The organism is Microcoleus sp. FACHB-SPT15 (assembly GCF_014849525.1).
GTDB lineage: Bacteria > Cyanobacteriota > Cyanobacteriia > Cyanobacteriales > Coleofasciculaceae > Symplocastrum > Symplocastrum torsivum.
Genome location: NZ_JACJNU010000064.1, coordinates 215,772 through 230,835, shown reverse-complemented (window position 1 = coordinate 230,835; position 15,064 = coordinate 215,772). Strand labels below are relative to the sequence as shown.

The 15,064-nt window shown below is 44.7% G+C and carries 13 protein-coding genes and 1 rRNA gene; 9 read left to right on the top strand and 5 right to left on the bottom strand.

Features of this window, described 5'->3' with window-relative positions; all coding sequences use genetic code 11:
- Positions 1-112: ribosomal RNA gene (rrf, locus tag H6F98_RS28150) — 5S ribosomal RNA — on the top strand; the annotation flags it as partial.
- Positions 113-210: 98 nt separating this feature from the next.
- Here rrf and H6F98_RS28145 read toward each other — a convergent pair.
- The 3 genes from H6F98_RS28145 to sufR all read right to left on the bottom strand — a co-directional run bounded on the left by H6F98_RS28145 (position 211) and on the right by sufR (position 2,120).
- A complete protein-coding gene (locus H6F98_RS28145; protein WP_199349006.1) occupies positions 211-1,071 on the bottom strand; it encodes a ParA family protein in 861 nt (286 codons plus the stop codon).
- Positions 1,072-1,122: 51 nt separating this feature from the next.
- On the bottom strand, positions 1,123-1,380 hold the full coding sequence (locus tag H6F98_RS28140) for a hypothetical protein (RefSeq protein WP_192222026.1): 258 nt from the start codon (positions 1,378-1,380) through the stop codon (positions 1,123-1,125).
- Positions 1,381-1,442: 62 nt separating this feature from the next.
- On the bottom strand, positions 1,443-2,120 hold the full coding sequence (sufR, locus tag H6F98_RS28135; protein WP_192222025.1) for an iron-sulfur cluster biosynthesis transcriptional regulator SufR: 678 nt from the start codon (positions 2,118-2,120) through the stop codon (positions 1,443-1,445).
- 220 nt (positions 2,121-2,340) lie between these two features.
- Between sufR and sufB the strand changes: the two genes are divergently transcribed.
- From sufB to H6F98_RS28100, 7 genes are all read left to right on the top strand, one after another.
- On the top strand, positions 2,341-3,780 hold the full coding sequence (gene sufB / locus H6F98_RS28130; RefSeq protein WP_192222024.1) for a Fe-S cluster assembly protein SufB: 1,440 nt from the start codon (positions 2,341-2,343) through the stop codon (positions 3,778-3,780).
- Positions 3,781-3,894: 114 nt separating this feature from the next.
- A complete protein-coding gene (sufC, locus tag H6F98_RS28125; protein ID WP_192222023.1) occupies positions 3,895-4,686 on the top strand; it encodes a Fe-S cluster assembly ATPase SufC in 792 nt (263 codons plus the stop codon).
- A 2-nt stretch (positions 4,687-4,688) separates the two neighbouring features.
- Positions 4,689-6,074 (top strand): Fe-S cluster assembly protein SufD, encoded by a 1,386-nt coding sequence (gene sufD / locus H6F98_RS28120; protein ID WP_199349004.1) that lies wholly within the window; start codon positions 4,689-4,691, stop codon positions 6,072-6,074.
- A gap of 87 nt (positions 6,075-6,161) precedes the next feature.
- Positions 6,162-7,424, top strand: coding sequence for a SufS family cysteine desulfurase (locus tag H6F98_RS28115; RefSeq protein ID WP_192222022.1), 1,263 nt, complete (start codon positions 6,162-6,164; stop codon positions 7,422-7,424).
- A gap of 85 nt (positions 7,425-7,509) precedes the next feature.
- Positions 7,510-8,139: a Uma2 family endonuclease gene (locus tag H6F98_RS28110; protein ID WP_192222021.1), complete on the top strand. Its 630-nt coding sequence runs from the start codon at positions 7,510-7,512 to the stop codon at positions 8,137-8,139.
- Between the two features lie 28 nt (positions 8,140-8,167).
- Positions 8,168-9,547, top strand: a complete 1,380-nt coding sequence (locus H6F98_RS33795) for a deaminase (RefSeq protein WP_242058730.1) — start codon at positions 8,168-8,170, stop codon at positions 9,545-9,547.
- Positions 9,547-9,963, top strand: a complete 417-nt coding sequence (locus H6F98_RS28100; protein WP_192222020.1) for an Imm1 family immunity protein — start codon at positions 9,547-9,549, stop codon at positions 9,961-9,963. The genes H6F98_RS33795 and H6F98_RS28100 overlap by 1 nt, the downstream gene beginning before the upstream one ends.
- A 106-nt stretch (positions 9,964-10,069) precedes the next feature.
- Here H6F98_RS28100 and H6F98_RS28095 read toward each other — a convergent pair whose 3' ends face one another.
- Entirely contained in the window at positions 10,070-13,021 is a 2,952-nt protein-coding gene (locus H6F98_RS28095; RefSeq protein WP_192222019.1) for a GAF domain-containing protein, read from the bottom strand.
- A 4-nt stretch (positions 13,022-13,025) separates the two neighbouring features.
- On the opposite strand from H6F98_RS28095, the gene H6F98_RS28090 reads away from it, so the two are divergent.
- A complete protein-coding gene (locus H6F98_RS28090) occupies positions 13,026-13,280 on the top strand; it encodes a hypothetical protein (protein ID WP_192222018.1) in 255 nt (84 codons plus the stop codon).
- A 275-nt stretch (positions 13,281-13,555) separates the two neighbouring features.
- Here the strand turns inward: H6F98_RS28090 and H6F98_RS28085 are convergent, their stop codons facing one another.
- Positions 13,556-14,791 carry an alpha/beta fold hydrolase gene (locus H6F98_RS28085; protein ID WP_192222017.1) on the bottom strand — a complete coding sequence of 412 codons (1,236 nt, stop codon included), beginning with the start codon at positions 14,789-14,791 and terminating at the stop codon, positions 13,556-13,558.
- Positions 14,792-15,064: the final 273 nt, after the last annotated feature.

Sequence of the window (15,064 nt, the reverse complement as noted above, 5' to 3'; positions counted from 1 at the left end):
GCTATTGGCGCGATGGCTCCACTCCGACTCCATCCCGAACTCGGTTGTGAAACGTTGCTGCGGCGAAGATACTTTGGGGGTTGCCCCACGGGAAAATAGCTCGGTGCCAGGTCTATACTCGACACAAAAGACAAAAGCCTCTTTCCTCACTCAAGGAAGGAGGCTTTTTCGCACGCTTTAAGCTCAAAAAAGCTTTGAGTTTCTCAAGACTCATCCAGCTACTCTCTTCATTATTTCTTGAGTTAAGCTCAGATAGGTATAAAATTGACCTGCATAGCCCCATTTTTGCTTCAGGGTTGAGAACTGTTGAGAATGGATAAATTCAACGGCTTCAGCAATCTGTTGCATTTGAGGTATTGTTGTCTCAAAGACTGGAGCATCCCGGCTATAGCGGCGTAAATCATTGATAACTCGGTCATGTAGAGACATTCCTATCTGATACTTTGAGATAACTATCCCTAGCGGTTCAATTGATTCTGCAATCGTTTCTGAAAATTCTCTAACCCGTTTTGTAATTTGTGGAATGCCGTAGGTTGACAACATATCAGGGATTGTTGGAATAATGTAATTTTGCGAAATTCGCAAACCATTGAGTGTCATAATCCCTAAATTCGGTGGGCAATCAATGAGAATATAATCGTACTTATTAATAACAGAGCGAATCCCTCGGCGAAGAATTTCAATTGGGCTAGTGGCATAAAATTGCCCACTGGGGATTGTTGCTAGTCGGTCTTGGACGTTAATTAAATCTAAACTGGAAGGAAGCAAATCTAGGTTATCGACATCTTTGACATTAGATACTTGCCTTTGCAAAGTTCGTTGAAGATTAAATTTCTGTTGTTCTGGCTCAATAGCATCTGTAAATAATTGAACTAAGGTGTGGTTAGTACTGTTGAGTTCCTCCCATTTTTCTTCGCCAATTAGCATTAATGTGGCGTTGGTTTGAGGGTCAAGGTCGATGACCAAAACCCTTTTCAGGAATACTCCAGCTAGCATTTCTGCTACAGCGACAGTTGTTGTCGTCTTTCCCACACCTCCTTTGAGGTTTATAAAGGAAATAACAATTGCCAAGGGGACTCTCTACTTTTTCAGATACCTGTCACATAATGCAGTCGTTAAGCTTTACCACTTGAGGAACGCCGCATCGATTCCTTGTTCTCGCCGGATTTTTCCATCTTGTTCAAACCAGTCTATGACTTGCTGATGGGTTAAGTCCTCAATTGCAACGTTAGTATCTTTGGAAATTTGCTTTAACAGCCGTAGAGATGAAATTGTTAATCGAGTCAAAAATTTTTCTGAGGAGGATAGTAGCGCTTTGTCTACATCTGCCGACTCTTCTGGAGTTAGAAATTGTGTAGTCGGTTGCTGAGGTTCAGCCATAAGATAGATATTTCAGTAGTTCGTTTCTACCATAGCAAGCGATCGCTTACTGGAGAAATAGCTCACACAACCTCTTTACATGAGCTTCCTGCTTTAATCAAATAACCACACTGATGTTCGCCATTGTTAATCCAGTGAGTGCGTTCTACCGTACAATCCGGTAGCACTGCTGCAAACATCTCCAACTCATGTCCACACACACTGGGATAAGACTCAGCAACATTGGAAATAGCACAGTTGTGTTCTGCCAAAATAAACTGATGACCAATGCCGTTTTCTACATTACTTGGTTCTAGAGCATACCACTCTGCCATGTACCCTTCGCCTTTGCGGAGTTCTACTAGCTTAGCCACACGCTCTTGTACCGAACCCGTGCCAACCTTATCGCGATATTCTAGTGCTTTACGTTGCCACTGTTTACGCAAAATTGAACTTGCTTGTTCATGCCCTACAGTTTCTATGAGAGTATCCAGTAGGGAAACAGCAAAATCTTCATAGCGATGAGGAAAGCGATCGCGTCCTTTGCGACTAAGGCGATAAACGTATTGGGGACGCCCCATCCCCACTTGTACCTGTTGATGCTCAAGCAAACCTTCTGTCTCCAAATCCTTCAGATGCCGCCGAATTGCCTGCGGGCTAATCTCAAAGGCTTCGGCTAACTCCTGCGCCGTCGCTTGATCTTGTTTCAGTAAACGTTGCAAGATGTCTTGCTTAGTGGAAGGATGCTGAGTAGTCGTCATCGGCTTTCGGGAAACTTGGGACTGAAAGGCGAGAGGAAGCAATCTGATTCGACTTTGACAATATCGTTGTTGTTAATGTATTTTACAATAGAGTTAAACAACTAGTTTGTTGTTTTAGTCATCAGACGCATCTGTCAGTGGTTGCCGCAGCTTGACGCTCGCCGTCACCCACCTGCCATCTTAATGATTCGCACAAGAACACTCCTAGAACACTGAATCAATGACTGCCACCGTCAAGACACTAGTCAACCAGCCTTACAAGTACGGCTTTGTCACCGACATTGAGTCCGACATCATTCCTCGCGGCTTGAGTGAGGATGTCGTCCGCTTAATCTCCTCCAAGAAGAACGAACCAGAGTTCATGCTGGAGTTTCGCCTCAAAGCTTATCGGCAATGGCAGAAGATGACGGAGCCTAGCTGGCCTCACGTTACCTATCCTGCTATTAATTATCAGGATATTAGTTATTACTCGGCACCTAAGCAAAAGAAACAGAAGCTAGATAGCCTTGATGAAGTTGACCCCGCACTGCTGGAAACCTTCGAGAAGTTAGGCATTCCCCTTTCTGAGCAAAAGCGGTTGTCTAACGTTGCTGTGGATGCAATTTTTGATAGTGTTTCCGTGGCAACCACCTTCAAAGAAAAGCTTGCTAAAGATGGCGTAATTTTCTGCTCAATCTCCGAAGCCCTGCAAGAACACCCAGAACTGATTAAGAAGTACCTTGGTAGCGTTGTTCCTGTTGCAGATAACTACTTCGCTGCCCTCAACGCTGCCGTCTTTAGTGATGGTTCCTTCGTCTTTATTCCCAAGGGTGTTAAATGCCCGATGGAACTCTCAACCTACTTCCGGATTAACACAGGTGACACCGGACAATTTGAGCGTACCTTGATTGTCGCGGAAGAAGGCAGTTCCGTCAGCTACCTAGAAGGCTGCACAGCACCGATGTACGATACCAACCAGCTACACGCGGCTGTGGTGGAACTCGTTGCCCTCGACAACGCTGAAATCAAATATTCCACTGTACAGAATTGGTATGCCGGAGACGAAAACGGCAAAGGTGGTATTTACAACTTTGTCACCAAGCGGGGATTGTGCCAGGGCGTTAACTCCAAGATTTCCTGGACACAGGTAGAAACAGGTTCTGCGATTACCTGGAAGTATCCCAGTTGTGTACTCGTTGGCGATAATTCTGTCGGGGAGTTCTACTCTGTAGCGCTGACCAATAATATGCAGCAAGCTGATACTGGCACCAAAATGGTGCATATTGGCAAAAACACCCGCAGCACGATTATTTCTAAGGGAATTTCTGCCAGCCGTTCCAAAAATAGCTATCGCGGTTTGGTGAAGATTGGTCCCAAAGCTGAAGGCGCACGGAACTACTCTCAGTGTGATTCAATGCTGATTGGTGACAGCGCGCAGGCGAACACCTTCCCTTACATCCAAGTGCAGAACAATACTGCCAAGGTAGAACACGAAGCCTCTACCTCCAAGATTGGGGAAGACCAACTGTTCTACTTCGCGCAACGTGGAATTTCTGCCGAAGATGCTATCTCCATGATGGTTAGTGGCTTCTGTAAGGATGTCTTCAATGAACTACCAATGGAGTTTGCCGCCGAAGCAGACAAATTGTTGAGCCTCAAGCTAGAAGGTAGTGTTGGTTAGGGATTAGGGACTGGGGGCTGGGAAAGTATGACGTGTGAATTCAACAACAAACCTTTTTTCTCAATCCCCAATCACCAATTTCCAAAGTTTGCAGAGAATATATTGTTAGTCGAAATGATTAAAGAAAATAGTGAAGTGATTCTGTCGGTTCGCGACTTGACGGCAGATGTCGATGGGAATCAAATTCTTAAGGGATTAAATCTAGACGTTAAGGCGGGAGAAATTCACGCCATTATGGGACCCAATGGTTCTGGAAAGAGTACGTTTTCTAAAGTTTTAGCGGGTCATCCTGCCTATGCCGTTACTGGAGGCGAGATAGTTTTCCATGGGCAAAATTTGCTAGAAATGGAACCGGAAGAACGTGCGATCGCAGGTATTTTTCTCGCCTTCCAGTATCCTATAGAAATTCCCGGTGTTAGTAATTTAGACTTCTTGCGCGTAGCGTACAACTCCCGCCGTAAGAACCAGGGATTAGAAGAAATTGACACCTTTGACTTTGAAGATTTGGTACAGGAAAAGCTAGAAGTTGTCAAGATGAACCCTAGCTTTCTAGAACGTAGTCTCAATGAAGGCTTCTCTGGCGGCGAGAAAAAGCGGAATGAAATTCTCCAGATGGCGCTACTAGAGCCGAAGCTGGCAATCCTGGATGAAACAGATTCGGGTTTAGATATCGACGCTCTTAAGATTGTTGCTGATGGCGTTAATCAGTTGACCAATCCAGAGAATGGGACGATTTTGATTACTCACTATCAACGTCTACTCAATTACATTGAGCCAGATTTTGTTCATGTAATGGCAAGTGGTCGTATCCTCAGAACGGGTGGTAAGGAACTTGCCTTGGAATTAGAATCTCGTGGCTATGATTGGGTGCTGGAAGAAGAAGCTGTTGAGGTTGGAGGACGATAACGATGCAAGTTTCTGCCAACACAATTCCTAACCCCGAAGAGTTATTAATCACTGCCTCTGACTCTCAAGATGCTTATCTTATTGAGTTACTAAATCAGTCCCAAGCACTGGGTTTACAAGTAATTGACCCGGAAATGGTAGCGTTGCTCAATGAGTTACGCGATCGCGCTTCGCAATGGGTGAAGAAGCTTACACTTCCCACTAGACGGGATGAAGAATGGCGCTTTACTGATTTATCACCACTAGTACAGGTTAATTTCCAAACCTCTACGACTTCTGCTTTACCGGAATCATTACTAGATGAGTTCGCATTACCCGAAGCACCAATTCGCTTAGCCTTTGTTAACGGGGTTTATGCGCCCCAACTATCATCTTTGGCTGATTTGCCAGAGGGGTTAGTTGTCAGTAATTTGGCTCAATTACCTGTAACTCATCGCTCAAGAGTTGGTGAATATCTCGCCCAGCAACAAGGCGCAAAAGAACTATTCACGGCGCTGAATACTGCGGGTTTAACAGATGCCGCTGTGGTTTGGGTGTCGAAGAATACGGTAGTAGAAACACCGATTCATGTGTTGTTTATCTCGACTACCGATGAGGTGGCGATTATTTTCCAGCCTCGGTGTTTGGTGGTAGCTGAAACAGGCTCTCAATTGAATGTAATCGAGTCGTATGTCACTAGTGTAGAAGGGTGTCCAGATATTCCTGTGAATCGTCCCTATTTCACAAATCCGGTGACAGAAATTTGGGTAGAGGAAAATGCTCAAGTGACTCATACCCGGAGTCAGAGAGACGCGGCTGACGCGATTCATATTGGCAAAAGTGCGATCGCACAAGCCCGAAATAGCCGCTACACCTGCAATGCCATCACGTTGGGGGCAAAACTATCTCGCCATCATCTAGAGGTATTCCAGACAGGTGAAGGCACGGAAACGACTCTAAACGGGTTGACGATGATTGGCGGCGAACAAGTGGCTGACACTCATAGTGCGATCGCTCTCAATCATCCCCACGGCATCAGCAATCAGTTGCATAAATGTATCGTGGACGACCGGGGTCACGCCGTCTTCAATGGTAAGGTATTTGTCCCGAAAGCGGCACAATTTACGAACGCGGGTCAGCTAAACCGCAACTTACTGCTATCACCAAAAGCCCGTGTTGACACCAAACCCCAACTAGAAATCACTGCTGACCAAGTGAAATGTTCTCACGGGGCGACGGTAAGCCAACTGGATGCCGATGAAGTTTTTTACCTGCAAAGCCGTGGACTGAATGAAGCAAGCGCGCGCGAGTTGTTGCTCGATGCCTTTGCGGCTGAGATTCTTAATCGCATTCCTGTAGCTTCGCTACGGCATAGACTGGCTCAGTGTGTTTCATGCAGGATGTCTTAGTTGCATGTTGTTGGTTGTTTGTTGTTTGTCAATAACCAATAACCAATAACCAACAACCATTAACCAATAGCCATTAACTGATAACCCATGACGATTGCTCAGGAAAGAACTCTCGCTGCCAAAGTGCGTCAAGACTTCCCAATTTTGCATCAGGAAGTCAACGGCAAACCGTTGGTGTATCTCGATAACGCTGCCACTTCCCAAAAACCTCTGGCAGTACTGAATGCCCTACGCCATTACTATGAACGGGATAATGCCAACGTTCACCGAGGCGCTCATACTCTGAGTGTGAGAGCAACAGAAGCATATGAAGGCGCACGGGATAAAGTTGCTAGCTTCGTCAATGCTGCCTCGCGGCAAGAAATTGTTTTCACCCGTAATGCCAGTGAAGCGATTAACTTGGTTGCCTATACGTGGGGATTGAACACGTTGCAGCCGGGAGACGAGATTATCCTCTCGGTGATGGAACACCACAGCAACATTGTTCCTTGGCAACTCATTGCTCAGAAAACAGGTGCAGTACTCAAGCACGTACACCTCACTGAGACAGGTGAGCTTGACTTAGAGCATTTTCAGCAGCTAATTTCCGATAAGACTAAGTTGGTAAGTGTGGTTCATGTCTCTAATACCTTGGGTTGTATTAATCCAGTCGAAGAGATTATTGCGATCGCACACCGTCACGGCGCTAAGGTATTAATCGATGCTTGTCAGAGTGTCCCTCATCTGCCGATTGATGTCCAGGCAATGGACTGTGATTGGTTAGTTGCCTCCGGTCACAAAATGTGCGCTCCAACGGGTATTGGCTTCCTGTATGGGAAACTCGACCTACTCATGGCAATGCCTCCCTTCATGGGTGGTGGTGAGATGATTGCCGAAGTCTTCCTTGATCACTCCACTTATGCAGAGTTACCCCACAAATTTGAAGCCGGAACTCCGGCAATTGGAGAAGCGATCGCGTTAGGTGCAGCAGTAGACTATCTATCAAACTTAGGCATGGACAAAATCCACGCCTATGAAGAAGAACTAACCGCCTATCTCTTCAAGCAACTGGACGGCATACCTGAACTAAAAGTCTATGGCCCGCAACCTACAGAAGACGGTAAAGGTAGAGCAGCACTAGCTTCTTTTACACTACCAGGACTTGACTCTAGCGATATTTCTGCGCTGTTAGATCAAGAAGGCGTTGCTATACGTTCTGGTCATCACTGCACTCAACCCTTACACCGAATTCTAGGCATATCGGGTACAGCACGGGCAAGTTTGTACTTCTACAACAGCCGTGAAGATATTGATGCTTTCATTGTTGCCCTCAAGGACACGATCGACTTTTTCGGCAACATCATGGACTGAAAGGAAACTATAAAGTATCTTCAGTTATGTTTGAAGGGTGGGCATTGCTCACCCTTTCATGTTCTAAAACTTATCCAAGATTGAGATGGTTACTACCTTAACTCAAGCTGAGCAAAGAACCGTACTACGAAACATCAGTTGGCAAACGTTTGAAACTTTACTGAAAGAGACAGGTGAAGACAGAGCTTCACGGTTTGCTTACGATTGCGGTACTTTGGAAATAATGACTCCTCTTTACGAACACGAAAATCCTAAAATTCAGTTTGATCGCTTAATCTTTGCCTTAGTTGAAGAACTAGAAATTGAAATTAAAAGTGCTGGTTCTACAACGCTAATGCGGAAATTAACTAATCGAGGAATAGAACCAGATAACTGTTACTACATCCAGAATGAACCAGCAGTCAGAGGTAGGCAAGAACTAGATTTAGAAACCGATCCGCCACCTGATTTAGCAATTGAGATTGACATTACCAGCAGTTCTGTTAACAAGTTCGGAATTTACTCAGCCCTAGGTATACCTGAACTTTGGAGATATGAGGGACGAGTTTTGAAATTCTATCAGCTAGCTGAGGAGCAGTATGTTGAGTGTGAGTTTAGCCTTGCCTTTTCCCTAGTATCGGTGGCTGAGATGAGTCGGTTTATTGAGCAGAGTAAAATTTCTGGAGAAATTGCCTTGCTGAAATCATTTCGAGCTTGGGTGAGGGATAAGATTTAGTATTCTCCAAAACATCAGGATGAAAGAGATGAGTCGTGGCAAAGGTTTTGGCGAAAATAAAATTTTAATAAAGAGTAACTTCTCAACAAAATCTCATCCTTTAAAAAAATTTGCTAGAGAAGGAGCTGACAGGAAATCCTTAATACGCTTCATTGAGGAAAATTGGGAACGTCTTTCAGGGGAAGCTTGGAAAGGTTATTTAGAGAAAGGACGTGGGGCACTTATCATTAAGTTGAATAAGATAGTTCTGCTTGGAGGTAATTTTTCTGTTCAGTACATAGACGAGCGAGAGATATTTCGTCAGGAGATGATGCGTGGACTTTGGGCTGCGATGCAAGCCGATAAAGTTCAAAAGATAGTGAATGAATATGATCCAGAACGACAGGTAGCGATTATCCTTGAATGGCGAGGCAGGGATGGGCATATTAGCCTACGCTACAATTCGACTTCCAGTACCCCACCAGAGAATTACCAAAAACTTGGGCTTCAGGCAGAGGAACCAGCGTCACCACTGAATAAATTACTAGATTTAAGGGCTAGTGTTAAATGGGCTGACCCATTAAACCCACCTCACCCTATTTGTAGACTCATAGCAGAAGATTTCGAGCTTTTTGCAGCTTTTGCCTGGAAGGGTTATTTAGAACAAGGACGTGGTGCCGTTCATGTCCTCTTGGGTAAAGGAGGGTGGGAGGCGTTAGGCATACCAAGCTGGAATTCTGGGGAATTTCCTTTTAAATACTTAGGTGAGTATCAGTACGGCTTGTCCAAATATTTGAAGCAAACTGAGGATCGGAAAAACTGCCAAGAATTAATTTCTAAGTATGATCCTAGCCAAGAATTCGTTCTTGTAGTGGGATGGACTTGTAGTAAAGGATTGATTTTTTTACCTTTAAAAACTGATGATAGAAATATACCATCTGAATGCTATAAGCGGCTTAAGGGGCAGCTAGACGAATTCACTGTGAAGCAGTCGAAGCAAACATTTTCGATATCGAAGGAAAAAACTATTAGTATTTTTGAAGAACTAGCTGAATATAGACAACGCCTCGATTTACCCCCTGCTGGAAGTGAAATAGATAAATCAACCATCGCCAAACTAGAAATAGGCGGTCAAACTTTCTTCGGTATAAATTCTGGTAGTAATCCCCATCCTCGACAGATAACTTTCAAAGTCAATCCCATTACTAAAACCCACGCTGAGGCTGATGCTTTTCAACAAGCAGCGGATGCAGGCATTAAAGGTGGTAAAGCTCGTTTGATTGTGGATCGCGATCTTTGCGCTGCTTGCGGTATAAGAGGGGGTGTCAATTCTATGGCTTGGCAGTTAGGTATAGAAGAATTAGAAACTATTACTCCAAGCGAAAGTAAGACAATAACTGTAAAACCGCCAAACAGAAGGAGCCAATAATGTTTGTATTAGACTTATCAGTTGAAAAATGGGTTGGGAACCGAAATGAAAGTGACTTCATTGAAAACCCAGACTGGAATCAAATAGAAGCAGCCATCCGTGAATTAGACGGCAAGAGCAAAACTTTAGTGACATTGGGAGTAGATGACGAAGCATACATGACTATTGGTGGAGGTGAATCGGGAAATTATGTTGTCTCTGTAACTTTCAATAACATGAGCTTCCATAACTTGGTTGATTTATCAAAACCTGATGCTACAGAAAAGCTAGTTATTGGTGGACAAGAAGGAATTTATCCAGCCAAGATATGTGTTGATTTGCTTCCTTGCTTACTGGCTGCTAGAACATTTACAGAATCAGGCAAACTTGATACCTTGCTTTCTTGGCAAGAAGATGAATCATTAGTAGCGGTGTGAAAAGCAAGGTTTTGGTCAAATCCCTTTCTGAATACCAATCATTTAAGTAAAAAAGTACTGCTTGAGAATGAAGGCGATCGCATTGAACGAAGAGTCCTTCGCTATATCAAAGAGGCAAATTGCGATCGCCTTCCCATAGCGATCGCTTTTGATGATTCTTTGTATCCACCTTAAATACCTCCACCGACGCTTGTAGTTGCCGTGCTACCTCTACAGTTTGCTGCAATGAGTCAGAAATTTGATGAGAAGACTCGGCAGCCCGTTCCGAAACCTTGGCGATCTCATTCATCAAATCCGTCACAACACAAGATGTTTTTACTTGAGACACTGTAGCAACAGAAATCGAGGCAATCAACTGGTCAATCTGGCGAGACACCTCCACAATCTGACCTAAACTTTGTTTCGTCTCATTAACCAGATGAGTACCTTCAACAACCTGAGATGTACCCAGTTCCATTGCCTCAACCGCTTGACTCGTCTCTAGTTGAATCTTTTCCACGATTTGTTCAATTTCTTTAGTAGCCGCTACAGAACGGGCTGCCAGTTCACCCACTTCTTTTGCAACTACAGCAAAGCTCTGACCCTCTTCACCTGCTCGTGCCGCTTCAATCCCGGCATTGAGGGCTAACAAGTTTGTCTGCAAAGCGATTTGGTTGATTAAAGAAACCACCTTAGAAATTTCTTGAGTTGATTCACCCAAACGCTTCACTTTATTAGCCGTTTGGGCGACTGTTTCCTGCAAGTTCAAAATCTTTTGCACTGTGCGCTCCATTGCTTCCCCACCTGTTTCGGCTGTTGTCGAGGCTGTACGCGCCACAGCCGCCGCTTGGCAAGCGCTATCCGCCACTTCTTGAATCGAACGAGTCATTTCCTTCACTGAATCCAAGGTTCGCGTTGTCTCTTGAGCTTGTTGGAAGGCAACATCTGCCAGTTGCCGGATTGCCTCTTCATTGTCTCCAAGGGAAGCGTTAACCTGAGTTGTTGCTTGTTTGACCTGTGTCACAATCCCTTGCAAGCTTTCAATAATTGCATTAAAAAAGTCAGCAACGGTACCCAACTCACCATTCGTCACTTCGGCGCGAACGGTTAGATCACCTTTAGCGGCTCCTTCAACCTCTTGAATCAAGCCAATTAATTGACTCCGCAGTTCCTCACTTTGCTGATTTCGCTGCTCAGAAACAAGATTAACTTGCTCAATGAGCTTGGCTTGGTCAAGAGCATAGCCAATTTGAGCCGCTAACTGTTTAAGTAAATAAAATTCTGGTTGCTGCCAATCTCGACGCTCCGAACACTGATGAACACACAATAAACCGACTAACTCATCACCGGAGAGAATCGGCGCGACCATACTGGCTTTAATTTGCAGGTTTTCCAAGAGCCTTAGGTGAGTAGCGGTGAGATCGGCTTGATAAACATCATGGGCAATCCAGAGGCTACCGATGCGATAGCCTTGGAAATTTTCTTCCTTAAATAGTTGATTGAGATTGTGTTCCGGAGTCGGTGTCCAATCGGAGGACACGGCTTGAGATGTGATTTTTCCATCCGTACCTTCAGGATTGAATCGGTAAATCAACACACGATCAACATTTAGGGTTTGTTGAATCGACTTGACTGAAATGCTGAAAATGTCTTGTGAGTTGAACGACTGACGAATATGGGAGGTAAAGTCTGCCAAGAGTTGTGTTCGCTTCGCTTCAGTTGCCACCCGTTTTAAAAGGGTCGCTTGTTCAAGCGCCAAGCTAACTTGGGTGGCTAACTCCTCAAATAAGTCAATTGTCGGCTGTTCCCAGGTGCGTGTTGTAGAACACTGATGAGCAATGATTAAACCCTGGAGCTGTTTGTTTGTCCGAATTGGTGCGATTAGACTTGCCTTAACTTGGTATTGCGCTGCGAGAATTTTGTCAGTCTTGTTGTAAGTTGATTCTTCAATGACCTTACTAATAGGATGGTTCAAACCATTCTTCAACAACTCCAAATCACGCTCTGCAATCCCAAGATTAGCGAGTTGCAAGCCGAATGTTGACGACCAACCGGAAACAACTGACTCTGCCACGACTTCTCCACCGTTGAGGCTTGGGTTGAGGCGACAGACAAGGACTCGATCTACATTTAGGGCTTGGCGAATTTCTGTAGCGGCTGTGATGAATATTTCCTCTGAATCGAGAGATTCACGGATACGCAAAGCAACGTTGGAGAATGAACTAACTTGTTTGGCTTCTGCTTTGTGTTCTAGGAAGTTCATGCGACTCAAGCGCAGTGAAATAAGTGACGTTAACTGCACGAAGAAATCGATATCGTCTTGCTGCCAAACTCGTGCTTGGTCACACTGATGAGCAATGATTAAGCCAAGAAGTTGGTCATCTTGAAGAATTGGTACCACCATGTTGGCTTTGATTTGATAGTATTCCAACAATTTAATGTGGCACGCTGACAAATCGGCTTGGTAAATGTCGTTAATGACACAGATGCGACCATTTTTGTAGAGTCCACCCTTGCTGTCTTTCATGCAGGTGTCTACAATTTCATTCCCAATCGACTGAATTAATCCCGGTGCAACGGATTCAGCGGTAATAGTTCCATTCCAGTTCTCGTCAAAGGTATAGATAATTACCCGATCAGTATTGAGGATTTTTCTTGCTCCCTCAACGGTTCGTTGATAGAGAGAGTGAAGATTGATCGGTTGATTTTGGGAGGCAATATCACCAAATAATAGCGTTTTCTCAGAGCAAGGCTTTACGGAACTGAGGCGATGGCGATAAACGAGTAATGCGATCGCATTTGCTAATACCCCTGCAACTCCACTAAAGAGCGCTAATTCAAGCAGTAGGTTTTTTTGAAGAATTGGTGAAACCTTTGTTTCCCCTGACTCAACCTGGGCAATTGGTTTGGTTGCGGCTCGGTTTGCAAAGTGGTAGCCTGTTGCTCCAATACCCAATGCAGGAATGATGCTCAAGCAGAGCGCTAAAACCAAAGCTTTAGTGCGCTCTCTAGAACTTACCCCGCTGGCAAATAAGCGGTGTTTGACTGCTGGAAAAGTCAAATTCAGTTGGTTTGTCATGAGGATGAAACCACAATTAGTTAAGACAAATGCATTGAGTAAGAAGTCATTTATGTCCGCACCCTACCAAACCGTTGTTTACAAAAGGAAACTATACTATGAGCTTTATACAGGCATAGGTTTTAATGGCAAGGAAAATTTCTCAATTTCTATTGCTTTGCCAGTGCCGATAGCTGGTGCCCTGATGAATTCCTCCAGAGGAGAACCCATTATTATGCTTATAAAAAACTGCTTTGTCAAAGCTGTAGTGGTCAAATAACTAGAGCGCTTTGTGGAGATGCATTCCTAGTCTTACTGCTTGGGTGACGTTGATTCTAAGTGTAAAGAGCTACAAACTTACTCTTGAATCAAAGTTTTACCTTTGTGTTTTTATAATAATTGCGATCGCTCGTCATAAAGTAAAGCTTCTTTAAAGATTTCATAGATTATTGACCACCGATTAAGAGCAATACCTTTATAGGCAGTTTAATTAATCAAAGTTTTTGTTTTATACTTCAGCCCCCTTACTCAGATTAAGTGCTATTCGCTTTAAGTTCATTTGAGCGCCCAATGCAGAAAACGCTCTGTGTAGTAGAGTGCTAGCTGATTGCTCAGTCCATTAAAGATCGCATCGAAGGCGTGTTCTGCCCAAGGAATTTCGAGCAAGACGCGGGTAGTCCCAGTTGCACCCAGACGATTGTACATATTCCGGGCGAAGCGTACTTCGACAATATTGTCGCGGCTTCCATGGACTAAGAGCGTTGGTGGGAGTGGGCGTGTTACATAACTTGCAGGTGAAGCTTTGGTGTATTGCTCCGGTAGCTCATCCGGTGTTCCTCCTAAAAAGGCTTCCAACACAGCACGTACATTGAGCGGGTCGGGATAGGGTGGGTCTTTGTAGCCACTTGTTAGGTTAAATGGTCCATAGTAGCTAACAACGGCTCGGATGGGTAGAGCATCAGGTTGATAAGCCGCAAGCATTGCTAGATGTCCTCCAGCAGAACGTCCAAGTAAGGCAATGCGTTTGGGGTTAGCTTCGTACTTAGCTGCATTCTGATGAATGAAGGTTAATGCTGCTTGTACGTCCTCTAATTGCGCTGGAAATTGGTAGCGTGGGGCATGGCGATAATCAATCGCAAAAACAGTGTAACCTCGCTCTGCCATATAGCGATTAAAACTAGCATTCACAGTGGGGTCACCATTTTGCCAGCTACCACCATAAATTACGACAAGTGCTGGATATAGTCCTGGTTTTGGAGGCTGGTAAATATCTAGGCTTAATGGCACGTTGTCTGGAGCAGCAAACTGAATGTTAGGTATGTAGCGGACTTCACCAAGTTTAATGCCTGTAAAGACCTCAGTCAGGACAAAGGGTTGCGATCGCATTTGTCGAGGCAACTTGGGCGATCGCATTTGCTGTACTTCACTCGGAATTTTTGCCATGTAGTCTGCGCCTAGTCCCTCAACCATCGCTGCTCCCATACGCTGCGCGGTTGCAGGCAACTGCAAGAGTGGCAGTGCGCTCCAGAATAACCCCAGCAAACTCGCAAACAAAGCTAGGCGATACAGCCAACGACGGTGTCGCTTCACCCGTGAAGACACAACTAGCATAGTGGCAAAAGCGAGCGCATTGAGTACCAGTAACCAAGGACTCACTTCTGGCGCACCAACTCCCAAGGGAAGTAGGCGCCTTGTGGGAGCGGGGATGACAATCCAGGCACTCAAGAATAGACCAACGCCACTTAAAAGCAGGGCAAGAAAGTTGAACATCCTTCTGATTGGATGAGACATCGTGGCTATCCTTGTCCTCTTCTGTACTTGGAGCAACTCCTGACTCCTCCCCTACTTCTTCTTTAACATGACGAACAACTAAATCAACGATCAAGCTTTAAAGTGATCGCATTATGGAATTTTGTAAAGAAAATTAATTAAAACTCTACTGTTTCATCTGCCCTTAGCAGTGATCCCGATCTCTACCTGTAGCAAGGTTAATCAATCATCGGTAATTTATTAAATTTTGTGAAGAGAGGCAAGAAAGCCACCTCAACCGCTCAGAAATCTGAG